The organism is Kribbella qitaiheensis, from assembly GCF_042657745.1.
Lineage (GTDB): Bacteria > Actinomycetota > Actinomycetes > Propionibacteriales > Kribbellaceae > Kribbella > Kribbella qitaiheensis.
Map to the genome: position 1 here is coordinate 34,911 of NZ_JBHSKE010000057.1, position 21,853 is coordinate 56,763.

General features: G+C 68.4%; 20 protein-coding genes and 1 riboswitch. Of the genes, 8 read left to right on the top strand and 12 right to left on the bottom strand.

Features of this window, described 5'->3' with window-relative positions; all coding sequences use genetic code 11:
- Nucleotides 1-3: 3 nt before the first annotated feature.
- Nucleotides 4-603 carry a class I SAM-dependent methyltransferase gene (locus ACFPJ1_RS33520; RefSeq protein WP_380110187.1) on the bottom strand — a complete coding sequence of 200 codons (600 nt, stop codon included), beginning with the start codon at nucleotides 601-603 and terminating at the stop codon, nucleotides 4-6.
- A 55-nt stretch (nucleotides 604-658) separates the two neighbouring features.
- Nucleotides 659-1,333, bottom strand: coding sequence for a TetR/AcrR family transcriptional regulator (locus ACFPJ1_RS33525; RefSeq protein ID WP_380110188.1), 675 nt, complete (start codon nucleotides 1,331-1,333; stop codon nucleotides 659-661).
- 185 nt (nucleotides 1,334-1,518) lie between these two features.
- On the opposite strand from ACFPJ1_RS33525, the gene ACFPJ1_RS33530 reads away from it, so the two are divergent.
- Both ACFPJ1_RS33530 and ACFPJ1_RS33535 read left to right on the top strand, forming a co-directional pair.
- Entirely contained in the window at nucleotides 1,519-2,883 is a 1,365-nt protein-coding gene (locus ACFPJ1_RS33530) for an FAD-binding oxidoreductase (protein WP_380110189.1), read from the top strand.
- A gap of 91 nt (nucleotides 2,884-2,974) precedes the next feature.
- Nucleotides 2,975-4,360 carry an FAD-binding oxidoreductase gene (locus ACFPJ1_RS33535; protein ID WP_380110190.1) on the top strand — a complete coding sequence of 462 codons (1,386 nt, stop codon included), beginning with the start codon at nucleotides 2,975-2,977 and terminating at the stop codon, nucleotides 4,358-4,360.
- Between the two features lie 969 nt (nucleotides 4,361-5,329).
- On the opposite strand, the gene ACFPJ1_RS33540 is transcribed toward ACFPJ1_RS33535, so the two are convergent.
- Nucleotides 5,330-6,907, bottom strand: coding sequence for a transposase (locus ACFPJ1_RS33540; protein WP_380110191.1), 1,578 nt, complete (start codon nucleotides 6,905-6,907; stop codon nucleotides 5,330-5,332).
- 181 nt (nucleotides 6,908-7,088) lie between these two features.
- Here ACFPJ1_RS33540 and ACFPJ1_RS33545 point away from each other — a divergent pair, with 181 nt between their 5' ends.
- A complete protein-coding gene (locus ACFPJ1_RS33545) occupies nucleotides 7,089-8,117 on the top strand; it encodes a LacI family DNA-binding transcriptional regulator (RefSeq protein WP_380110192.1) in 1,029 nt (342 codons plus the stop codon).
- On the opposite strand, the gene ACFPJ1_RS33550 is transcribed toward ACFPJ1_RS33545, so the two are convergent.
- Complete coding sequence (locus tag ACFPJ1_RS33550) at nucleotides 8,040-8,810, bottom strand: hypothetical protein (RefSeq protein WP_380110194.1); 771 nt, start codon at nucleotides 8,808-8,810, stop codon at nucleotides 8,040-8,042. The two genes, ACFPJ1_RS33545 and ACFPJ1_RS33550, sit on opposite strands and share 78 nt — an antisense overlap.
- A gap of 97 nt (nucleotides 8,811-8,907) precedes the next feature.
- Between ACFPJ1_RS33550 and ACFPJ1_RS33555 the strand changes: the two genes are divergently transcribed.
- The 3 genes from ACFPJ1_RS33555 (at nucleotide 8,908) to ACFPJ1_RS33565 (ending at nucleotide 12,039) form a co-directional block, all read left to right on the top strand.
- Entirely contained in the window at nucleotides 8,908-10,425 is a 1,518-nt protein-coding gene (locus ACFPJ1_RS33555) for a phospholipase D family protein (protein WP_380110196.1), read from the top strand.
- A 48-nt stretch (nucleotides 10,426-10,473) separates the two neighbouring features.
- Nucleotides 10,474-11,352, top strand: a complete 879-nt coding sequence (locus tag ACFPJ1_RS33560; RefSeq protein WP_380110419.1) for an aminoglycoside phosphotransferase family protein — start codon at nucleotides 10,474-10,476, stop codon at nucleotides 11,350-11,352.
- A 66-nt stretch (nucleotides 11,353-11,418) separates the two neighbouring features.
- Nucleotides 11,419-12,039, top strand: a complete 621-nt coding sequence (locus ACFPJ1_RS33565; protein ID WP_380110198.1) for an ATP-binding protein — start codon at nucleotides 11,419-11,421, stop codon at nucleotides 12,037-12,039.
- Nucleotides 12,040-12,049: 10 nt separating this feature from the next.
- Here ACFPJ1_RS33565 and ACFPJ1_RS33570 read toward each other — a convergent pair whose 3' ends face one another.
- The 4 genes from ACFPJ1_RS33570 to ACFPJ1_RS33585 form a co-directional block, all read right to left on the bottom strand.
- Nucleotides 12,050-12,535: a hypothetical protein gene (locus tag ACFPJ1_RS33570; protein ID WP_380110200.1), complete on the bottom strand. Its 486-nt coding sequence runs from the start codon at nucleotides 12,533-12,535 to the stop codon at nucleotides 12,050-12,052.
- Between the two features lie 234 nt (nucleotides 12,536-12,769).
- Nucleotides 12,770-12,852: riboswitch (ZMP/ZTP riboswitch) on the bottom strand.
- Between the two features lie 6 nt (nucleotides 12,853-12,858).
- Complete coding sequence (locus tag ACFPJ1_RS33575) at nucleotides 12,859-14,463, bottom strand: ABC-F family ATP-binding cassette domain-containing protein (RefSeq protein WP_380110202.1); 1,605 nt, start codon at nucleotides 14,461-14,463, stop codon at nucleotides 12,859-12,861.
- 22 nt (nucleotides 14,464-14,485) lie between these two features.
- Complete coding sequence (abc-f, locus tag ACFPJ1_RS33580) at nucleotides 14,486-16,123, bottom strand: ribosomal protection-like ABC-F family protein (protein WP_380110204.1); 1,638 nt, start codon at nucleotides 16,121-16,123, stop codon at nucleotides 14,486-14,488.
- A 256-nt stretch (nucleotides 16,124-16,379) separates the two neighbouring features.
- Entirely contained in the window at nucleotides 16,380-16,781 is a 402-nt protein-coding gene (locus ACFPJ1_RS33585; RefSeq protein ID WP_380110206.1) for a VOC family protein, read from the bottom strand.
- A 164-nt stretch (nucleotides 16,782-16,945) separates the two neighbouring features.
- Here ACFPJ1_RS33585 and ACFPJ1_RS33590 point away from each other — a divergent pair, with 164 nt between their 5' ends.
- Entirely contained in the window at nucleotides 16,946-17,941 is a 996-nt protein-coding gene (locus tag ACFPJ1_RS33590; protein ID WP_380110209.1) for an NAD(P)-dependent alcohol dehydrogenase, read from the top strand.
- Nucleotides 17,942-18,029: 88 nt separating this feature from the next.
- Nucleotides 18,030-19,172: a DNA glycosylase AlkZ-like family protein gene (locus ACFPJ1_RS33595; protein WP_380110211.1), complete on the top strand. Its 1,143-nt coding sequence runs from the start codon at nucleotides 18,030-18,032 to the stop codon at nucleotides 19,170-19,172.
- On the opposite strand, the gene ACFPJ1_RS33600 is transcribed toward ACFPJ1_RS33595, so the two are convergent.
- The 4 genes from ACFPJ1_RS33600 to ACFPJ1_RS33615 form a co-directional block, all read right to left on the bottom strand.
- Nucleotides 19,162-19,785: a chloramphenicol phosphotransferase CPT family protein gene (locus ACFPJ1_RS33600; RefSeq protein ID WP_380110213.1), complete on the bottom strand. Its 624-nt coding sequence runs from the start codon at nucleotides 19,783-19,785 to the stop codon at nucleotides 19,162-19,164. The genes ACFPJ1_RS33595 and ACFPJ1_RS33600 overlap by 11 nt on opposite strands.
- A 45-nt stretch (nucleotides 19,786-19,830) precedes the next feature.
- Nucleotides 19,831-20,484 (bottom strand): hypothetical protein, encoded by a 654-nt coding sequence (locus ACFPJ1_RS33605; protein ID WP_380110215.1) that lies wholly within the window; start codon nucleotides 20,482-20,484, stop codon nucleotides 19,831-19,833.
- Nucleotides 20,468-21,304, bottom strand: a complete 837-nt coding sequence (locus tag ACFPJ1_RS33610; protein WP_380110218.1) for a bestrophin-like domain — start codon at nucleotides 21,302-21,304, stop codon at nucleotides 20,468-20,470. The genes ACFPJ1_RS33605 and ACFPJ1_RS33610 overlap by 17 nt, the downstream gene beginning before the upstream one ends.
- 163 nt (nucleotides 21,305-21,467) lie before the next feature.
- A complete protein-coding gene (locus tag ACFPJ1_RS33615) occupies nucleotides 21,468-21,821 on the bottom strand; it encodes an ArsR/SmtB family transcription factor (RefSeq protein ID WP_380110220.1) in 354 nt (117 codons plus the stop codon).
- Nucleotides 21,822-21,853: the final 32 nt, after the last annotated feature.

Consider the following 21,853-nt stretch of genomic DNA (forward strand, 5'->3'; position numbering starts at 1 on the left):
AGCCTAGCTAGCAAGCGGCTGCCGCTGGAATCGCATCCACCGGGCGGAGAGCTTGGACAGCCGGTCCGGGAGTACGGCGGGTTCGGTGTCGGTGAGCTTCCAGTCCGCGAAGAGCCGTTCCACCTCGTCCGGATCGACACCGTCGGGCATGCCGCGCCCGGTCGTACCGGTGAAGGCGAAAATCAGCAGCGCAGCATCGGGCTCCGCGACCACAGCGGACTGTCGCGCATAGGCGGCTTGCTGGGCCGGGGTGAGGCTGTGGAAGCAGCCGAGATCCATCAGGAAGCCGTAACCGGTCCCCGCCACGGCGGACATCTCGGTCGCGTCGCCGACCTCGAACCGGATGCTGACTCCGGCGGCCTGGGCCCGCTTGCGTGCCTGCTTGATCGCCCGCGGCACGAAGTCGATCCCCGTCACCTGCCAGCCGCGCCGGGCCAGTTCGATCGAGTGGCCACCCCGGCCGCAGCCGATGTCGAGCGCCCTCTTCGGGCCGCCGCTGTCGTCCTCGCGGGCCAGCAGTCGTTCGATCTGCGCCGCGCCGAGTTCCCCGGTCTGCTCCCACGGAGTGAATCCGACCAGGTAGAGCACCTTCCAGATGTTCATGAGCGAGTCCCCCTACATTCGATAGAGTGAGACTCCTCCTAAATTGCGAGGCTCGTCAAGACCTCAGCAGGTCACGGCTGAGGAGGTCGGCGAACCAGGCTTCCCAGGCCGCCGGCGACCAGCCGTGGTCGCGGACCAGCATCCGGTAGAGCTCGTGGTCCATCAGCGTCGAGATGATGTCCGCCACTGCCGGCACGTCGAGGTCGGTGCGAAGGCGGCCCGTCTCGAAGAGGTGCTGCGCGAACTGGCCCTGGCCGGAGCGGCGCTGCTCGAGCATGGTCCGCCAGAGGTCGGCGATATCTGGGTCGGAGCCCGCCGCGGCGCGAAGGGCCGAGAGTACGTCGACCGTGCGTTCGTGGACCTCGCGCAGGTGCTCGGCAAAGATCCTGAATTTCTCCACTACGTCGGGCGTGGCCTGGATCCGTTGCACGAAAGGCTGCTCGATCACCGGGACCGGCTCATCGTTGCCGGCGATCCTGGTGTCGACCAGTTCCTTGAGGATCGCCCGTTTGGTACCGAACGCGGAGTACACGGTCTGGGGTGCGACGGCGGCGGCCGCGGCGATCTCGGTGATGGTGGTGGCGGCGTAGCCGGAGGTGGTGAAGAGGTCCTCGGCCGCGCTGAGAATCCGCAGCCGGGTCTGCCGGGCCCCCTCCTGCCGACGGGTGCCGTCGTACCGGCGGCGGTCCGTCGAGGGTGTCAGCGGGCGTTCCGGGGCCGGCCCTGTCATGACGGGCAGTCTAGAGGGCGGTCACGAGAAGTCAGGGCGGACGAGCCGTGATCGGGTGAAAACCCTTGGTAGGCAGGGGATTCGCGTGATGGTGCGGTAAGCGGAAAGGCGTTGACCGGTCCGCCGGATGACGGGCAGCATCGGGCTTGTCCACTGGGGAACGGCTATTCAAGGGGGAGTTCCCGATGTCTGACACGATGCAACGGCCTGTCGGGTTCCAAGGGGGAGTACTGCGCCCGGGCGATCCGTCGTACGACGAGGCCAGGACCGTGTTCAACTCGATGATCGACAAACGGCCCGGGATGATCGCGCAGTGCGAGTCCGCGGCGGACGTCGCAGCGGCGGTGCGCTACGGGGTCACGGAGGGGTTGGAGATCGCCGTCCGCGGCGGCGGCCACAGCGTCGCCGGCGCCGCGGTGACGGACGGCGGCATCGTCGTCGACCTGCGCAAGCTGACAAAGGTCCAGGTCGATCCGGACGCCAGGATCGCCAGGGTCGAGGGCGGGGCCACCTGGGGGGATCTCGACGGCGCCTGTCAGCCGTACAACCTGGCCACCACGGGCGGTCGCGTGTCGACCACGGGTGTCGCCGGCCTCACGCTCGGTGGCGGTTCGGGCTGGCTGGAACGGAAGTTCGGCCTGGCCTGCGACAGCCTGGTGTCAGTCGAACTGGTCACCGCCGAGGGTGAGACGGTGATCGCCGACGAGAACCAGAACACCGAGTTGTTCTGGGCGCTGCACGGTGGCGGCGGCAACTTCGGGGTGGCGACCGCACTCACGTTCAGGCTCCGGCCGTTGCCGGCTGTGACGCTCGCGATCCTGTTGTGGCCGGCCGAGTCCGGACCTGAGGTCATCCGTGCGTACCGCGACCTGATGGACGCCGGTGCGCCGGAGGAGTTGGGCGGCGGCGTGATCTACCTGACCGGGCCGCCCGAGGAGTTCGTGCCGCAACACCTGCAGGGCGAGCGACTGGTAGGGGCGGCGGCCTTCAACGCCGGGACGGAGGCGGAGACGCGCGAGGCATTCGCGCCGATGTTCGCCCTTGCGCCGGAAGGGCAGATGGTCGCCGAGATGCCGTACGCCGCCGCGCAGTCGGCCCTCGACGATCCGCCAGGATTCCGCAACTACTGGTCCGCTGAGCACCTGAGCGAGTTCCCAGACGAAGCGGTGAAGGCCTTCTGCGACCGCGCGGCGGACATGCCGCACCCGTCCCCGTCCCAGCAACTGGTGGCGCCCTGGGGCGGAGCGGTGGCGCGCGATGCCGACAAGTGGCCGCTGCCGCACCGCCAGGCCGACTGGGTGATCCACCCGTTCGGGTTGTGGAGCGACGCGGCAGACGATGCCGCCGGCATCCGTTGGGCTCGCGACCTGTGCAAGGACATGAAGCCGTGGGCAACGGGTGCCGTCTACCTGAACTTCATCGGCGACGAGGGGCACGATCGGGTGGTAGCCGGGTTCGGCAAGGAGAACTACGACCGGATGGCTCAGGTCAAGCGCGAATTCGACCCGGGCAACGTGTTCCACCTGAACCAGAACATCCGCCCGGCATGAGCGGGACTCCCCTGAAGCGTTGACCGGGCAGGAGTGGCAGGGCAGCATGCGCCCTGTCACTTGGGGGAGCGGCGGCACGAGGGGGAGTTCCATGTCCGACACGGTTTGGCGACCCTTGCGGGCGCACGGGGCGCGACCGGAGGGCTTCGGAGGAGTGATGCTGCGGCCGGGCGATCCGGCGTACGAGGGGGCGCGGGTCGTCTTCAACGCCATGATCGACAGGCGGCCGGCGGTGATCGCGCAGTGCGAGTCCGCGGCGGATGTTGCTGCCGCGGTCCAGTTCGGGGTGGCCGAGGGGCTCGAGATCGCGGTCCGCGGGGCCGGCCACAGTGTCGCCGGGACCGGGGTGAGCGACGGCGGGCTGGTCATCGACCTGCGCAAGATGCGGAGCGTGCAGCTCGATCCGGACGCCCGGATCGTCCGGGTCGGTGGTGGTGCGACCTGGGGCGATCTCGACGTCGCCTGCTGGCCGTACGCGCTGGCGACCACCGGCGGCCGGGTCTCGACCACCGGGGTTGCCGGGCTGACGCTGGGCGGTGGCTCCGGATGGCTGGAGCGGAAGTTCGGCCTGGCCTGCGACAGCCTGGTGTCGGTGGAGCTCGTGACTGCCACCGGTGAGTTGGTGATCGCCGACGACACCAGGAACCGGGAGTTGTTCTGGGCGCTGCACGGAGGTGGCGGCAACTTCGGCGTCGCGACCGCGCTGACGCTGAGGGTGCGGCCGTTGCCCGGTACTGCGCTCGGGAGGTTGTTCTGGCCGGCCGACGCCGGGCCGGCCGTGATGCGGGCTTACCGGGATCTCTTCGAGGGCGGAGCGCCCGAGGAACTCGGCGGGAGCGTCTTCTACTCGGCCGCACCGATCCGGGACTACGTTCCACCTGGGCTGCAGGGACAACCTGCGGTCGGGGTGACAGCGACGTACACCGGATCGGAGGCCCAGCTCCGGTCGGCCCTGGCGCCGGTGATCGACCTCGCGCCGGAGGGAATGATGTTGGCCGAGCTGTCGTATGCCGAGATCCAGTCAGCGCTCGACGACCCGCCGGGACTGCGCAATTACTGGTCGGCTGAGCACCTCGACTTCTGGCCGGACGAGGCGGTGGACGTCTTCAGTGCTCGGGCGACCGAGATGCCGTCACCAGCGACGTCCCAGCAGTTGGTGTGTCCGTGGGGTGGGGCAGTCGCCCGGTACGCCGATCGGTGGCCGCTGCCGCACCGCCGGGCGCCGTGGGTGGTTCAGTCGTACGGCGTATGGGCCGATCCGGCCGAGGACGCGAGGGGGATCGCCTGGGCGCGGAACGTCTGCGCCGACCTCAAGCCGTACTCGAGCGGATCCGTGTATCTCAACTTCATCGGTGACGAAGGGCCGGACCGGGTCAAGGCGGCGTTCGGCGATCACTACGACCGGCTGGCCCGGGTCAAAGCCGAGTTCGACCCGGACAACCTCTTCCACCTGAACCAGAACATCAAGCCCGCTTAGGGAATCGGGGAGCTTCAGTCGGGCAAGGCGGGTCGCGAGGGTGGTGTGATGGATGGCGTACGTCGATCCGTTGCGTGTGGCAAATCGTCGGCGCATGCGGCGGGTGGTTGCGCCCGGCTTGGGTTGCGGTGGTCTCGGCGGCATTGGCGGAGGTGGTTCCACCTGGGGCGGAGGTGTTGCCGACGGCATCAGCGCGGGTGGTTGCGTCACCGGGCTGCGTGATGGTGCTAGTCGGGCCGGTGTGCGTCAAGAGCGCCTTCGGGATCGGAACAAGTTCCGACACTTGACCCACACCGGCCCGACCAGGGAAGGGACGCAGCTATCCCGGAGCCGCTGGGGGGTGTGGCGACAAGGGCCGGGGAGCTCCTCTGCACAGACGTTCGGAGAGTTGCCTTGCCCGGAGGTTCGTGGAGTTGCCTTGCCCGGAAGGTCGGGGAGCCGCCTTGTCCGGAGGTTCGGGGAGTTGCCTTGCCCGGGAGCTCGGGGAGTTGCCTTGCCCGGAAGGTCGGGGTGTTCGTGTGCCCGGGCCCGCGGGACTCGCCGAAACGCGCACTTTGTGCACCACCTGAGCAGATCCGCGCGATCCGGACGCTCAACTGGTGCACAAGGTTGGGCCTCGGACACCAAGTCAGAACAGCGGACAGGAAATGGCGTGTCCCAGGTCCCCACGAGGTGTCCGAGGTCCCCGCAACCGCACCGGCGCTGGCTGTCACGGCCATCACGGCCATCACGAGGTGTCCCAAGTCCCCACAACTGCACCGTCATCGGCTGCCAGGCCTCAGCAAGGTCCGCCGTCCTCTTGGATGGCATCGGCTTGGCTCGGCTGCGGGTAGCGGGGTGTCCGGTGGTGGGTTGTTCGGCCGCTGGCGCCTAACAGAGCCTGTTGGGAAATGGTTTGGGTGGCCGGGGGGGCTGGGTGGTGCGGGTGTCGGCGCTGCCGGGGCGGAGCCCGGGGGGGCCTGTAGGGGGTTAGGTGGTGCGGAGGCGGTGGAGTTTGAGGAGGTTGGTGGTGGCGGCGGCGAGGTGGAGTTCGCTGGTGACGGCGGTGAGGCCGCGGCGGCTGAAGGTGCGGAGTCCGATGAGGTCTTTGAGGTGGCCGATGACGGTTTCGACGGTGGCGCCTCGGCGTTTGTAGGCGCGGTGTCCTTGGGGGGTGTGGAGCCGGTGTCTCATCTGGTCGATCGCGGTGGCGTTGCCGGGTGGTGGTGGTCGGTCAGCGGCGGTGGGGGCGGTGGTGTCGCGGTTGAGGTCGCGTGTTTTGCCGAGTGCGATGAGCCGGTCGGGGCCGGTGGCGGTGAGGTTGTCGTTGCTCAGGTAGCCGGCGTCGAACAGGATCAGGTCGATGCCGTGGTGGGGGTGGGGATCGCCGCCGCCTGCGGGTGCGGGTCGGTGTGTTTCGACCAGGGCGGCGGCGTTGAGCGCGGCGGTGATCATCGGCACGCATTGGTCGGTGTCGGTGGTGTCTTGGGTGAGGGCGGTGGCGAGGATGAGGTGGTCGTCGGTGACGGCGAGTTGGGCGTTGTAGCCCTGGATCCAGCCTTTCCTGGTGGGCATGATCCGCGAGTCGGGATCGGTGACGTTGCGCCGCGGCCGGCCCTTGGACGGTTTCTTCGCGGCGGCCTGTTCGATCGCGCGCAGCCTGGCCTCGCGCTCGGCGTGGCGTTGTTCGGCCTTGACCAATCGGGCGCGGGCAACCTGAACTGCCTTGCTGTCGTCCACGGCGACCGGGGGCCGGCCGCCGGGGTGTCGCCCGGTCGCGGCGCAGCGGGCCTGGTAGTCGCGCACTGCGGCGCGGGCCTGAGCCTCGGCGCGTTCCACCCGGTCACGCGCGGCCTGCAGCGTGGCCAGTGCCTTGGCGTCCTCGGCGGACCGTTCAGCGGCCCGTTCGGCGGTCTCGGTCTCGATCTGGGCCAGACAGTCACCGATCCGGCCCCGCCGCCCACCACCACGACCCGACATCGACGGCGGCAACTCATCACCACGCTGGTCACCGAACACCGCGTCCTCTTCGGCATCAGCCGCGGACGCCGCCGCGACGATCCGCTCCACCTCTGCCCGCAACCGGTCCTCGGTGCGGTTGGCGTCGATCGAGGCGTTCGCGGCGATCTTCGTGCCGTCCACCGCGATCGACCCGACCCGGCCCAGACCCGCCCTCGCACACACCATCAGCACCTGCCCGAACAACGCCTTGAACGCTGCCTCGTGCTCGGCGCGGAACCGCGCGATCGTCGAATGATCCGGCACGTCCTGGGCGCAGATCACCCGGAACGCCACATCCACCGTGCACAACCGCTCGATCTGCCGCGACGAATGCACCCGGTTCGCATACCCATACAACAACAACGTCACCAACATGTCCGGATCGAACCCGGCCCGGCCCTGACCGGCCCGGGCCCTGGCCCGCCGCGAGTGGAACGCCGAGGTGTCCATCTCGGCCACCACATCGATCAGGAACCACGCCAGATGATCCTGCGGCAACCAGTCCGCCATATTCGGCGGCAACAGAAACGCCTGATCACGATCAACCGGCCGATACGAATTCGCCACCACCCAATCCTTCAACACCCCACCCCGCCCCAACCGCCAACGCCACGCCCCATTTCGCAACAGGCTCAACAAGTTGGCAGCGCTCGAACAATTCGCCAGCCGGCGGGGCGGCTCGCTTGCGAGTCTGGGGGCGGGGGATCGGGGAGCCGAGGAGGTGATTCGTATTAGCTAGGGTGATGACATGGCTAGGGCGCCGCGACAGGCGGATATTGCTGCGGCTGCGGGGGTTTCGCAGACTACGGTCTCGTTGATCCTGTCCGGGAACACCGACGGGGTGCGGTTGTCCGAGGGGACCAGGCGGCGGGTGCTCGACGCGGCTGAGGAGCTCGGTTACGTGCCGGACCCGGTTGCCACTCGGCTGGCCTCTGCGCGCAACCACATGCTCGGGGTCTACACCTTCGCCTCGGCGTTTCCGACGGACGTGGACGGGTTCTACTACCCAATCCTGGTGGGGATCGAGGAGGAAGCGGCCGCGCTCGGTCAGGACCTGGTGCTCTTCACGGGGACGGGCGGCGGCCAGGGGCGTGCGCACGACAAGACCGCGATTCGGCGGACCCGGGTGGCAGACGGCTGCCTGTTCTTCGGGCGGCACGTGCCGGAGGAGCCGATCGACTGGTTGCTCGGCGGCGGTTTCCCGCTGGTGTACATCGGCCGCCGGGACGAGCTGGCCGGGCGGATTCCCTTTGTGGGCGTGGATTACGTCGCCGCCTCGGCCGCCGTGGTGGAACGGCTCGTCGCTCTCGGGCATCGCGAGCTCCGCTACCTGCGCGAGGACGACGACGCCCCATCGTCCTCGGACCGTGAGAAAGGTGTGCTCGCCGCCGCGCGGAAGGCCCGTCTCGCCGTACGGCGCATCGTCGTACGGGCGGCACCAGCCGAAGTCGGCGCCGGGATGATCGAGCGGTGGCGGGCGGAGGGAGTCACGGCCGTCGTCGTGGAGGAGACCGACACGGGCGAGTTGTCCGCGGCTTTGCTGGCAGCGGTCGAGGCCGCTGGCCTGCGTACTCCGGGGGACCTGTCGGTGGCGGTGCTCGGGCAGCCGAAGGATCGGCCCGAGGTGAGCGGGTTCGAGGTGCCTCGGCGGGAGCTGGGGCGCCGGGCGGTTCGCCTGCTGGTCGACCAGATCACCGCGTCAGGACCGCGGACCGCCCAGCAGATCCTCCTCGACTGTGTCCCCGTCAACGGCTCCACCCTGGGCCCGCCGGGCTAGTCGAGTCCACTGCATCCGGACGAGTACGACGGTGGCGATGGCGCCGACGGGGGCGGCCCAGAAGCGGAAGAACGGTAGATCTCCGGTCAGCGCTGTCGCAGCGAAGATGGCGGCGAACGTGCCCAGGCCGACCGCGACACCTCGGCGGCGGGAGTCCAGCGCAGTACTGGGGAGTGGGCCGATCTGCCGGTCGAGCGAGGCCGCCACGGCCGCCAGTAACAGGGCGAACGCGAGCGCGCCAACCAAGCCGCCGAGCGGCCCGCCGAGAACTAGGGCGAAGACATTGGCGAAGGTGAAGGCGGCGACCAAGACGAAGCTGACCACCCCGCCGGTGATCAGGTGCCGGATCTGCCGGGCGCGCAGGTCGACCGCCTCGGCCGAGCGGACCACCCCGGCAGGTTCGAAGAGCCGGCGGGCGACGAGGTACAGGCTGCCGAGGACCACCACGGTGATCAGGATCAGGGCGACCGTCAGGACGGCCGACTTGGTGGGCGAGATGAACTGGACGACGTCGCCGCCGCCGAAGTCGCACGCCGCTCGCGGCGGGAACCACCGGGTACTGACGGTGATGTCGTAGCTGTCCGAGCGGTGCAGGGTCAGCGCGCAGTCCTCGCGGGAGTCGAACCAGCTCGGTATAGAGGTGGCCACCACGAAGCTCCAGGCCAGCAGCGCGGAGAGTGACACTGCGAGCACGGATCCGGCCCTACGTCTGATCCAGTCCACCCGTCCAGCCTCTCATCCGTTCGGGATCGCCCCGTTCGGGATCGCACCAAGCGGGTACTCGGTCAGGATGAGCGACTGGTTCCTGACACCGGAGGAGCGGGGCAACACGGCCACCGAGATCGACCGGGACGGTTCCTGGACCGACGGGAACCTGGTCCGGCCGCTGGTCCACGGCGCCGTCTACTTCCAGCGCCTGTACGACGAACTGTGCGTGCTGAAGGCCGGCGACCGGGTGTACTTCACCGACTGGCGCGGCGACGCGGACGAGGCGATGTACCCCGACGGGCCGACGGTCGGCAAGGTGCTCTGCGACCTCGCCACGTCAGGGGTCGAGGTGCGCGGCCTGCTCTGGCGATCGCATTCGGACCACATGCAGTTCAACGCGCAGGAGAACCAGCGGCTCGGGCGCGAGCTCAACGAGGCCGGCGGCGAGGTCCTACTCGACCAGCGGATCCGGCGGCTGGCCTCGCACCACCAGAAACTCTTCGTGATCCGGCACCGCGGCGCACCCGAACAGGACCTGGCGTTCGTCGGCGGGATCGACCTGAGCCACCAGCGCCGGGACGACGCCCGCCATCGCGGTGATCCGCAGCAGGCGCCGATGGACGAGCGCTACGGATCCCGTCCGCCCTGGCACGACGTTGCGCTGGAACTGCGGGGCCCGATCGTGGGGGATCTCCTGCGCACCTTTGTGGAACGGTGGGACGACTCGCACCCGCTGGACCGTCGTACGCCGTACCGGGTGCTGGTGCAACGGAAGGCCCGGATGCCGCGTCATCCGTCGAAGCTGCCCGAGGCGTTCCCGGATCCGCCGGTGGTGGGGGAGCACGCAGTACAGGTGTTGCGGACCTATGGGCACAAGCACCCGCCGTTCCCGTTCGCCGCGAAGGGGGAGTACAGCGTGGCGCGGGGGTATCGGAAGGCGTTCGGGCGGGCGCGGCGGCTGATCTATCTCGAGGACCAGTATCTGTGGTCCGAGGTGGTTGCCGAGGGCATCTGTCGGGCGTTGGAGCGGGAGCCGGGGCTGCTGGTGGTCGCCGTGGTGCCGCGGTATCCGGACCAGGACGAGCGGTTCAGCGGTCCGCCGGCTCGCTACGGGCAGCTGCAGGCGCTGCGGATGCTGCGGGCGACGGCGCCGAACCGGGTCGGGATCTACGACCTGGAGAACGACAAGGGAGTGCCGATCTACGTGCATGCGAAGGTGTGCGTCGTCGATGACGAGTGGCTCGCGTGCGGGTCGGCCAACCTCAACCGCCGTTCCTGGACCAACGACAGCGAACTCGCCTGCTCAGTGGTGAGCTCCGAACTCGCCGCCTCGCTCCGCACCGAGCTCTGGACAGAGCACCTCGGCACCGAGCCCGCCCTCGATCCGCTCCGAGGCTTCGACCAGCTGAAAGATGCCGCCACCGCACTGGACTCCTGGCACGCCTCAGGCGAGCACGGACCCCGCCCACCCGGCCAACTCCGCCACCACAACCCCGAACCCGTCACCCGCCTCCAGTCCCTCTGGGCGCGGCGCCTCTACGACAACGTCTACGACCCCGACGGCCGCCCCCGCCACCTACGCCGCCGCCACGAGTTCTGAATACGGTTCGACAGCGGGGGCGCCTGAGGGTGGGATGGGGGCGTGAAGATGCATGCCGGTGAGGCTGAGATCGATGAAGCGCTCGTACTTCGGCTGGTGGCCGCGCAGTTTCCGCAGTGGGCCGGGTTGGGGGTCGAGGAGATCCCGTCTAGCGGGACGGTGAACGCGATGTTCCGGCTCGGGGACTCGTTGACCGTGCGGCTGCCGCGGATCGAGGGCGGCGTGGAAGACATCGAGAAGGAGTTCGAGTGGTTGCCGCGGTTCGCGCCGCTGCTGGCGGTTGCCATTCCGTCACCGGTGGGGATGGGGAAACCAGGCGATGGGTATCCCTGGCCGTGGTCGGTGCAGCGCTGGATAGACGGGTCGATCGCCGTCGCCGGGGCGGTAGAGGATCCCGTCGGGCTCGCGGAGGACCTCGCGTCGTTCGTCCGGGCGTTCCGGGCGATCGACTTGCCGGGCGGACCTCCGGCGTACCGGGGTGGTCCGCTCGAGCTGGAGGACAAGGGGACTCGCGCGGCGCTCGTCCAGCTCGAGGGCTGGATCGACACCGGGACCGCCTTGGCTGCTTGGGAATCCGCGCTGGCGGCAGCACCCGCCGCTGCGCCTGTCTGGGTGCATGGCGACCTGATGCCGTCGAATCTGCTGACGACGGGCGGCCGCCTGACCGCAGTACTCGACTTTGCCACCGCGGGTCTCGGTGATCCTGCCTGCGACCTGATCCCGGCCTGGAACCTGTTGCCCGCGTCCGCCCGCCCGGCCTTCCGCGAGGCGCTGGCAGTGGATGATGCCACCTGGCTCCGGAGCCGCGGCCGTGCGCTGTCGATGGCGCTCATCCAACTGCCCTACTACCGCGAAACCAACGAGGGCATCGCCGCCAATGCCCAGCACGTGATCGACGAGGTTCTCGCGGATTTCAGCGCGGGATAGCCGAGCTGTTTCGCTTCAGCCGCCTAGGCGGAACCCTCGGACTTGCCGGGTCTATACGGTGGGGTAGTGGACTTGATCACGACGCACAACTGGGCCTCCGCCGTCGATCCCGCGCACATCGCGGAGATCAGGAGTTCGGCCGACCGGTATGCCGGGGGTGGGCTCCTGCACCTGGCGCTCGAAGTACTGGCTTATCCGCTGGACGAGGCGGCTCCCGAGGGGACGACGACCTGGGCGCGGGTGGTTCTGCACGGGGACGGGTCAATCTCGGTGGAGGACAACGGGCGTGGCACGGACACCCGGTACGACGAGGCCGGGGTGCCGATGGTGAAGCCGATCATGGCGACGCGGGATCTGCGCTTCTTCGGGGTTCCTGACGCCGAGGTACTGCCGGATGGGCGGCCGCGGTCGGGGATATCGGTGGTCGCCGCACTGAGCTCGTGGCTGACCCATACGAACCGTCGCGTCGACGGCCGCGGCTGGGTGCAGCGGTACGAACGCGGCCTTCCGCGGGGTCCCGCGACGGAGATCGAGGCCGGCGACAGCACGGGCACACTGGTGCGCTTCCTGCCCGATCCCGCGGTCTTCGGCCCCGAGACGCTGTCGGCCGAGGCGCTCCTCGCCGCCTGCGCGGACCTCGACACCAAGGTCAGGATCGAGGTCCTCGGGGAGAGCCCATCGCCTTGAGCCAGGCTGGTTAGTGGCGGAAGAGGCGGATGCCGGTCTGGGTGAGGGTGATGCCGTTGTCCTTGCAGGCTTGGGTGATCTCTGTACTGCGGAGTGAGCCGCCGGGCTCGGCGATCGAGCGGACTCCGTAGCCGTGGGCAACGTCGATGTTGTCGCGGAAGGGGATCGCGCCGTCGGACACCATGCTCACGTCGGTGAGGCGTGACAACCAGGCGTTCCGATCGGTGGGCCGCAGGCCCTCCATCAAGGCGAGCTGCCGAGCGATGCGGTCCGAGAGCTTGGTGCCGGGCGCGTACGACGACTTCGGGTCGGCATCGCGTGCTCGTACGTAAGCGCTCGTCACAGCGCCGACGTCTCCGAGGTCGTAGGTCGATCTCATCCCGGCGTCGACCTCGCCCGCCAACGCGGCACCCGCTGGCGACACGTGCTTGAACGAGGTCGCCGCCGGCCTGTCGAAGCACGCGCTCGCCTCCCGGGCTCCCAGCGCGTCGAGCACGTTGATGCCAAATCCAGCACGAACCCCCGAACAGGCGGCTTACCTCCTCGGGGAGGGGTTCGCCCACTGGCAGAGCAAGGGGCTAACCCCCGCAAGAGGAGCTAACCCCTGTAGGAGCGCTCCCCGTGCACCACGCGGAACGGCGTACGGTCCGGTTGAAGTGGTGCGATCGTCGCGGGCTGATGCGGATTCATGCCGTACCGCAGTTCCATCTGCTGCCTCCGGTGCCTCGACCGAAGGCGCCCAGGCGGACGACGCCACTCCCTAGAACCCCGCTCCCCGGTGGTACCCCACCCTCGCCAGTCGCGGTGCCCCCAATCTACTCAGGCTGGGGTGAGGGTTAGCTGTTGGTGCGGCCAGTGGGTGCGGAGGTGGCGGTCATGGGTGGCTAGGACTATGGCGCCGGGGGTGGTGGTGAGGGCTTCTTCCAGTTCGTCGCAGAGTTGGGGGGAGAGGTGGTTGGTGGGCTCGTCGAGGAGGAGTAGTTCGGGTGGGTTCGCGATCAGGAGAGCGAGGTCCAGGCGGCGGCGTTGGCCCACCGAGAGGTCCCGCACGGACTTGTCCAGCTCCCGGGAGGCCAGCAGGCCAAGGGATTCCAGAGGTACGGAGTCGGTGCCTGGGGCGAGGTTGTAGGTCTCTCGGGCAGTGCGGTCCGGGCGGGCGAAGGTGGTGTCCTGGGACAGGAGGCCGATCCTGAGGTCCGGGCGCCGTCGGACGCCTGGCACGTGGAACTGCCCGGCCAGGACGGCAAGGAGGGTGGATTTGCCAGTGCCGTTCGGGCCGGTGATGAGCAGGTGGTCCGTAGCCTTCACATCCAGGTTGTCCAGCGTGAGGCGACCTGACACCTGGATGTTCCGCAGCGACACCAGCAGACCCTCGTCGGCAGCAGTGGACAACGCGGGAACTGTCAGCCGAAGTGGTTCCGGAGGAGGCGCGACCTGGGTGCGTTCCAGTACTTCGAGGCGGCGGGCGGCGTTGCGGATGCGCCGGGAGATCTGGTTCTGCACTCGGCCGGTGGTGTGGCCGAAGCCCATTTTCTCGTTGTCCCGTTTGAGCCGGCCGGGCGCGACCTCGCGGGCAGTCTCGCCGACGGAGCGGCGCAGTACGGCGAGCTCTTCTTGTTCCTCCGCGAAGCGCCTCCGCCAACGCTCCCGGCGCGCACGCTGGGCTGACAGATAGGCGGAATAGTTGCCGCCGTACCGCTCCGGCCCGTCCACCGCCGGGTCGAGGTCGATCACATCAGTGCAGACGGCGTCGAGGAACGCCCGATCGTGGCTCGCCACCACGACGACACCAGGCATCCCCCGCAGTCGCTCCTCCAGGAACACCGCGGCGTCGTCATCGAGGTGGTTGGTCGGCTCGTCGAGCAACAGCGCCGCGGGTTGCCGGATCAGCAGCGCAGCCAGCCCGAGTCGGCCGCGCTGACCACCAGACAGGGAACCGAGTATCCGTTCCTGCGGAATCGCCCCGAGACCGAGCCCGGCCAGGACGATCCCCGCCCGTCGATCGGCGTCCCAGGCCGCGTGGTCCTGCGCACGATCCAGCCACTCCCCGTACTCCGCGAGCAACTCGGCAGAGCCGGGGGAGTCCTCCTGTTGCTCGCCGAGGAGCTTCGTCAGCCGATCGAGCTCGGCCAACTCCTCGCTCACGCCCTGCAGCGCGTGATCGAGCACGTCCGCGATCGACGACCCAGCGTCGTACTGCGTCTCCTGCTGCAGGAATCCGAGGTCAGGAGGCCGTACTACGGTGCCGGCGTCCGGCTGGTCCGTCCCAGCGAGGAGCCGGAGCAGGGCGGACTTGCCGGCGCCGTTCTCGCCGATCAGGCCGATCCGGTGTCCGGGGGACGCGATCAGCGAGACCCCGTCCAGCACCCGGCGGGTGCCGAAGGTGCGGACGAGGTCGTTCGCGATCAGAGCTGGTGCGGACACGTGACGAGAGGTCGCCCGTGCCTCACTCACCGTCGGGCGCCCCGGTCTCCAGCAGGCGTCCGTCGGTTAGTCGGAGCCAGCGGTCTACCTTGATCTCCGCTAGGAATCGTTCGTCGTGGCTGACTACCACGAACGCGCCCTGGTAGGCGTTGAGCGCGTTCTCGAGTTGGCTGACGCTGATGAGGTCGAGGTTGTTGGTCGGCTCGTCCAGCAGGAGGAGTTGCGGCGCTGGTTCGGAGTACAGGACACAGGCGAGGGTGGCGCGCAGCCGCTCGCCACCGGACAGTACTGCGACAGGCAGGTGGATCCGCGAGCCGCGGAACAGGAACCGGGCCAGGAGGTTCATCCGCTGCGCCTCGGGCATCCCGGGGGCGAAGGCGGCGAGGTTCTCCGCGACGGTGCGATCGAGATCGAGCAGGTCCAGCCGCTGCGACAGGTACGCGACCCGGCCGTCGGCTTGTCGCGCCACGCCGTCCACGGGTTCCAGGTCGCCGTTGATCAGGCGAAGCAGGGTGGACTTGCCGGCTCCGTTCGGGCCGGTGAGCGCGATGCGCTCGGGTCCCCGGATCGTCAGGTCGAAGCCGTCTTCGGCGAATATCGACTTGTCGCCGAGGCGGACCTGCAGCTTCTCTCCGAGGAATACCGTGCGCCCGGCGGGCACGCTGGTGTTAGGCAGCTCCAGCGCGATCTTCTGGTCGTCCCGCACCGCACGGCCGGCCTCGTCCAGCCGGGCCTTGGCGTCGTTGACCCGGGCGGCGTGTGTCTCGTTCGCCTTGCCCGCGGACTCCTGGGCGTTGCGCTTCATCGTGCCGGCGAAGATCTTCGGCAGGCCGGCGTTGCCGAGGTTCCGGCTGGCGTTGCTGGCTCGCCTCGCGGCGCGTTCGCGGGCCAGCTGCAGTTCGCGCTTCTCCCGCTTGACCTCCTGTTCGGCGTTGCGGACGTTCTTCTCGGCGACCTCCCGCGCGGCCAGGACGGCCTCCTCGTACGCGGTGAGGTTGCCGCCGTACGAGCGGAGCTCACCCCGGTCGAGCTCGGCGATCCGGTCCATCCGGTCGAGCAGTGCCCGGTCGTGGCTGACCAGTAGCAGGCAGCCGCTCCAGTCCTCGAGTACGCCGTACAGCTTGCGGCGGGCGTCGAGGTCGAGGTTGTTGGTGGGCTCGTCGAGCAGCAGGACGTCGGGTCGTTTGAGGAGCTGCGCAGCAAGGCCCAGGGAGACGACCTGGCCACCGCTGAGGGTGTCCAGGCGGCGCGCGAGGTCGACCTCGCCTAGGCCGAGGCGGTCCAGCTGGGCGCGGGTGCGCTCCTCGATGTCCCAGTCGTCGCCGATCGTGGTGAAGTGCTCCTCCGCCACGTCGCCGGCCTCGATCGCGTTCATCGCTGCGATCACCGGGGCGATCCCGATGACCTCCGCGACGGTCAGATCACCAGCCAGTGGGAGGCTCTGCGGCAGGTAGCCGATCGTGCCGTCGACGGTCACGCTGCCGCGACTCGGCCGGTACTCGCCGGCGATCAGCTTGAGCAGTGTGCTCTTGCCGGCGCCGTTGGGTGCGACGAGGCCGGTGCGGCCGGCGCCCACGGTGAAGGTGAGGTCCTGGAAGACCGGGGTGTCGTCCGGCCAGGAGAAGGACAGGTTGGAGCAGATGATGAAAGCGTCGGACATGGAGAAGAAGCCTTTGGTGTGATCCCGGGGCGCGACGAAACGGCCCGCGGAGGGAGACAGGTCAGTGGAACGACGAAAAGGCCACGGCGGCCGCGCTACCGCGCGCCGACCTGCGGCCTGTCACCCCGGGACTCACCCGGAGATGTCGTCGTCCACCATCACGTCAGATCTCCTCAACACTCACCACAAACCGTAGCAGCCGATCTCCAACCGCAAACCGCAGTCAGAACCCGCTGCTCTCCAACCGCAAGCTGTGTCAGGAATCGCGGGAGCTGAGGACGCAGAACTCGTTGCCTTCGGGGTCCGCGAGCACCGTCCACGACGCGTCGTCGACCTGTCCGACGTCGACCCGGTGGGCGCCGAGCCCTTCGAGCCGGGTGATCTCGGCGTCCCGGTCCTGGCTGGTGTGCGGAGCCAGGTCGATGTGCAGCCGGTTCTTGATCGTCTTGCCCTCGGGAACGGTGACGAAGACCAGCCCCGGCCCGATCCGCTCCCACGGCGTCTCCTGCATCACCTTCTGATCCACCCAGCCCGGAATGATCACGCACTCGTCGTCGGACTCATGGATGAGTTGCCACTCGAGCGCCTCCGCCCACCACGCGGCCTGCTTGCGCACGTTCAGGCAGTCAACCACCGTCGTGTACCACCGAAGCGCCATCTCAGTCCTCTTTCTCGTCAGGTAGGTGCTGACGCACAGGCTAGGAGATCCGTGGGGCGTGAGGGTTGTCCCTGATGGCTGCGGTGCCGGCGGACGCCTACCGTCACGAGTAGGCCGGGGCATCCGGGCAACGCACGCAGCGAACCAGCCTCACGGAGTACGCAATGAAGGCAATCGTTCAGGATCGGTACGGCTCACCTGACGCGCTGGAGTTCAGCGAGGTCGAGAAGCCAGTGGCTGTTGGCAACACGGTGCTGGTCCGGGTGCGCGCGAGCTCGGTCAACGCGTACGACTGGCACGTGATGCGAGGAGATCCGTACCTGGCGCGCCTGATGCTCCCGGCGGCCTTCGGGCGCAAGGGTCCCAAGGCCAGGATCCGTGGGCGGGACTTCGCCGGGCGGGTGGAGGCGGTCGGGCCCGACGTGACGCGGTTCGGCCCGGGAGACGAGGTGTACGGCGATCTCGGCGACGCCAACGGGGCCTTCGCGGAGTACGTGTGTGCACCGGAGGACCTGGTGGAGTTGAAGCCGATCAACCTCACCTTCGAGCAGGCGGCGGCGATTCCGTTGGCAGGGAGTACCGCGCTGTTCGGCCTGCGCGATGCGGCGAAGGTCGAGGCGGGTCAACGCGTACTGGTCAATGGGGCATCAGGTGGCGTGGGGCCGTTCGCAGTACAGCTCGCCAAGACGTTCGGCGCGGAGGTGACCGGCGTCTGCAGCACGAGGAACGTGGACCTGATCCGCTCGCTCGGCGCCGACCACGTCATCGACTACAGCAAGGAGGACTTCACCCGCAACGGCGTCCCGTACGACGTCGTGCTGGACCTCGTCGCGAACCGCTCCCTTGCCGACTTCCGCCGCGCCCTGACCCCGACCGGAACCCTCGTACTCTCCGGCGGTGGCACCTTCACCGGCGGCTCCGTGGTCGGCCCGATGCGCATCCTCCTCCAGGCCAAACTGCAGTCCCGCTTCGTCCGCCACCGCCTGATCGACTTCTCCACCCCTCTGACCCTGGAACATCTGACAACGCTCAAGACGCTGGCCGAGTCCTCCCGTTTGACCTCCGCCATCGACCGCAGCTATGCCCTCGCGGATGTCCCCGCCGCCATCACCTACCTCGAATCCCACCACGCCCAGGCCAAGGTCACCATCACCATCTGACGCCGCACCAGCCGGCTTCCGTACTGCGACGTACTAGCGCGGCTTATCTTCCTTGCCCGGTGGCAGCGGACAGGCGACGATGCTGGGTGTGGACCGACACCAGATCCTTGCGTTCCGGATGTCACGTCACCATCTGGCCGAGCGGCTCCCGGCCGGTTCGATGATTCAGGCGGTTGCCGTCGCCGGGGTCCAGGAGACGCCGCGGCAAACCGCTGCCCTGGCACTGCATGCCCGGGTCGCGGACGTGAGCCTCGCCAGGATCGACCAGGCGCTCAAGCAGGACAAGACCTTGCTGGCGATCTGGTCGCTGCGCGGCGCGCCGTACCTGGTGCCTACTCAGGATGCGGCGGTCTTCACCACGGGTGCCATGCCCACGGGGGAGGAGTCGTGGCGGACCTTCTTCGGCGGTTGGGCCACGTCCTTGGATGTGCCTCTCGCAAGTCTGGTGGAGCATGCCGCGAAGGTTGCACGCGAAGTACTGAACGATCAGCAACTGGAGGTGGAGGCGTTCCGCCGGCAGGTCGCCAGGCGGATGGAGGAGATCCGTGATCTCGACCGCCCGTCCGGGGCGCACGCCGATCTGCCCGAACCTCTCTTCCGCGCGATGGGTCAGCTTGGGATCGCGTGTCTCGCGGACCCCCGCCGGATGACCGACGCTCTCCTTGCCCGTAAGGACCAATGGCTCGGCGAACCAGCGGGGATCGTCGACCAGGACATCGCCCAGGCGGAGCTCCTGCGACGCTACCTTCGCTGCTACGGGCCGGCCTCCCACCAGAGCTTCGCCGAGTGGACCCTGCGCAGCCTGGCCGACGTGCGCGCGATCTTCGAGCTGATCGAGCCGGAACTCGTTCAGGTGAACGCGAAACGGCGCCCCATCGAGTGGTTGCTCGCGGCAGACGTGGAAGCGCTGGCCTCACCACCCGAACCGACCGGCGTCCGCCTGATCCCCGCCCAGGATCCCTTCCTGCAACAGCGTGACCGAGATCGACTGCTCCCGGATCGCGACCTGCGCAGGCGGCTCTGGCGTCCGGTCGGTGCCCCGGGCCTCGTCCTCGTCGACGGCGAAGCCAAAGGGGTATGGACCTCGCAACGCCGCGGCAGGAGCATCCAGTTCACCGTGCAGCCCTTCGACCGAATCACCGCCTCGGAACGCGACACGATCGCCGCCGAGGCCGACACCCTCGCCCTACTCCGCGAAGCAGACCGAACCACCCTCGTCCTCAAGACCTGAGTCGGTCGAAGGCTGTGGGCGGGCCTTCGTCGAGGCGCTCGCGGATCTGTGCCGCGCACTCGGCCGGTGTTTGGAGCTCCGAGTCGACCTCGACGTCGTACACCGCGTGGTCGTGGACGAGGGGGAACTGGACAGCGGCCCGGCCGATCGTCCGGTTGCCGCGTTCGCGTTCACGGCGCTCGAGTTCGGGCAGCGAACACCGCACCCCGACGAACAACACCGGGAAGCCCTCGAACGTCGCCAGGCAATCCGCGAGACGCCAACGCTCACCCAGTATGTGATCCACAACCACGTCATTGCCGGCCGAGGCCATCCCGGCAACGGCCCGGTGGAACCCCAGAACCGTTCGCTGGAAGACAGGCAAGAACGTCTCGTCGGTCCAGTCCCGCCGATTCCGCGCGCGGTGAAACCCGTCGACGCCCAGGTGATACCAGGCGCCGTCCAACGTAGCCAGCAACTCCTCCGCAATGCTGGTCTTCCCCGAACTCGATGTCCCATTGAGCAAAATCACCCGCCCCGCACGCCGCTCCCGCGCCCCCACCACCAACTCATGACTTGCACTGATCGACACACCCCCATCCTCCCAGCCCCGCAGTACGGCATCCGGGCACACGAAGACCCCGTCAACCTCCGGCTCGCGGGGTACAGGTCGAGGGGGTCAGACACTAAGGCTGACGGGGAACGTGAAGAGCCAGCCGATGGCCGTGAGGAGCACGATGCAGGCGGTCACGAGCATGAACGTACGGACGCGGCGACTGGCGATCTTGGTGCTCATGCCGGCGAAGAACAGGACCACGCTGTACAGCACAACCGTCAGGACATAGTTGCTGGCTCGCTGGATATTGCGGCTCACTTCGGTCGCCGATGCCTCGGCCGCCAGGTCCAGCCGATCGGCATCAGCCTGAGCGGCCAACTTGTAGTCGGGCATCGCGAAGGGCGTCTTCGGCGCGCTCGCGTTCGTGAGGGGTTTGGTCGCGAGCCACGCGTCGAATGCCTTCGCGAACTCTGGGCGGAAGCGGCTCACATAGAAGCGGGCGAGCTCGCTCTCGCCGCGGCGGTCCGCATCGGCCCACGCGATGAAGGTGGCTACGTCGACCTGGGTCTGTGCCTCGGCCAGACTGGACGATCGGGCGGCGTCGATCCGGATGGCTCCGGTGCGGCCCGCCGCCTTGGCCTGTTCGCCGTTCCATCGCGTCGCCTGGTAGCTGCTCCACGAAGTGGCGACGGCGGCTATCACCAGGAGCACGGCGACGAGCAACTCGTGCCAGCGATCGAAGCCGGAGGCCGGCCGGTCGTCAGTTTGCTGTGCCATGTTCATTACAAGGAGGCTTCAGGTCCGGTGCGATGATCGCGAGCTCGGAGTCGATCTGGCGGAGGGAGCGTTCCATCGCCGTCGGCTGCAGCCTGCCGAAGCCTTCGCCGTGCGGGTGGTTGAAGAACACGAGCAGGAGCAGCAGCAAGGTGATGACAACGGTCACGCTGCCCATCAGCACACCTTGTGTCACGGCCCGTTCGCCTCGATCGGCGAAGAACAACATGTACCCGAAGATCACCCCGGAGATCACCGCCAGGACGATCCACAAGGGCGTCGGAATGATTCCCTCCGCCCCATGGACCCGCGCGATCCGCGCCTGCTGACGAGCCGCCGTTTGGTCCATCCAGCGGTCGTAGGCCGACTGCTCGGTAGCTGTCTTCGGATCGGTTGCCTTGAGCGTGCGGAACATCTCAGCTCCCCACGGATTGATCGAGTCGCCGAGTGTGCCGTGCTCGAGGGCGCTCCACTCGAGCCCGACGACCGATCGCGCGTAGCAGACGAGCTGGCCGGTCAGTTGCTCAGAACTGTCCTTGGGCATGTACTGCGCTGTCTCGACCTGCTGCGCCAGGATGGTCGCCTCCGTCTCGGCGCCCGAACGCGACTGGTCGTAGGAGTCGAACGCGAGAAAGATGATGAACCCGAGGAGCACCGAGAAACCGGTGGCCAGCACCCCGAAGACACCTGACGCACGGTCACCGTCGCTGAAGTAACTACCTTCCGGCGCACGTCGCCGTACGACGAGCATCAGCGTGACGGTGATCGCGGCGACACCTATCACGACGAGTGCGCCGAGGACGAGGTTCAAGTCGACCTCCACGAGCCTGAGGGTCCCGCCGCCTGCCGCCGGTTTGCCTCACCGTAGAGCCCAACTTGCGCAACCTGCGTCATCCCTCCGGGAGGATTCCTGTGCGCATGAGGAAGAGGACGCCACCCGCAGGTGACGCCCTCTGTCAGTCGATGAGCTGAGCCATTAGCCGGGGCTAGCCGCCCTGCTTGCCGGTCGCGATGCTGACCTCGTTACCCACGTTCTGCTCGTCGGCTGCGCTCAGCACCGCCTGCAGCAGGCCGGGGAAGCGCGCGTCCAGGTCGTCGCTCCGCAGCGTCACGTAGCACCGGGTGCCCTCCTGGCGGGTGTGGGTGAGGCCGGCGGTCCGCAGTACGCGCAGATGATGGCTGAGGGTGGAGTTCGCGATGGGGGCTCGCAAGACTCCCCACCCGCGCTCCTGACCGTCCGACAGCACCCGGATCAGCCCGACCCGTATCGGGTCGCTGAGCGCCGCCATCACCTCGGTGAGGGTGATGTCGGCCTGGTCGGGGTGGTGCGTGTTCCGCATGGGATCAATGCTAGCTTCATCGATGATTGACG

Excerpts from the sequence above, each read along its gene's own strand:
- ACFPJ1_RS33520 (WP_380110187.1), bottom strand. The coding sequence starts at position 603 with ATGAACATCTGGAAGGTGCTCTACCTGGTCGGATTCACTCCGTGGGAG.
- ACFPJ1_RS33525 (WP_380110188.1), bottom strand. The coding sequence starts at position 1,333 with ATGACAGGGCCGGCCCCGGAACGCCCGCTGACACCCTCGACGGACCGC.
- ACFPJ1_RS33530 (WP_380110189.1), top strand. The coding sequence starts at position 1,519 with ATGTCTGACACGATGCAACGGCCTGTCGGGTTCCAAGGGGGAGTACTG.
- ACFPJ1_RS33535 (WP_380110190.1), top strand. The coding sequence starts at position 2,975 with ATGTCCGACACGGTTTGGCGACCCTTGCGGGCGCACGGGGCGCGACCG.
- ACFPJ1_RS33545 (WP_380110192.1), top strand. The coding sequence starts at position 7,089 with ATGGCTAGGGCGCCGCGACAGGCGGATATTGCTGCGGCTGCGGGGGTT.
- ACFPJ1_RS33555 (WP_380110196.1), top strand. The coding sequence starts at position 8,908 with ATGAGCGACTGGTTCCTGACACCGGAGGAGCGGGGCAACACGGCCACC.
- ACFPJ1_RS33560 (WP_380110419.1), top strand. The coding sequence starts at position 10,474 with ATGCATGCCGGTGAGGCTGAGATCGATGAAGCGCTCGTACTTCGGCTG.
- abc-f (WP_380110204.1), bottom strand. The coding sequence starts at position 16,123 with ATGTCCGACGCTTTCATCATCTGCTCCAACCTGTCCTTCTCCTGGCCG.
- ACFPJ1_RS33585 (WP_380110206.1), bottom strand. The coding sequence starts at position 16,781 with ATGGCGCTTCGGTGGTACACGACGGTGGTTGACTGCCTGAACGTGCGC.
- ACFPJ1_RS33590 (WP_380110209.1), top strand. The coding sequence starts at position 16,946 with ATGAAGGCAATCGTTCAGGATCGGTACGGCTCACCTGACGCGCTGGAG.
- ACFPJ1_RS33605 (WP_380110215.1), bottom strand. The coding sequence starts at position 20,484 with ATGGCACAGCAAACTGACGACCGGCCGGCCTCCGGCTTCGATCGCTGG.
- ACFPJ1_RS33615 (WP_380110220.1), bottom strand. The coding sequence starts at position 21,821 with ATGCGGAACACGCACCACCCCGACCAGGCCGACATCACCCTCACCGAG.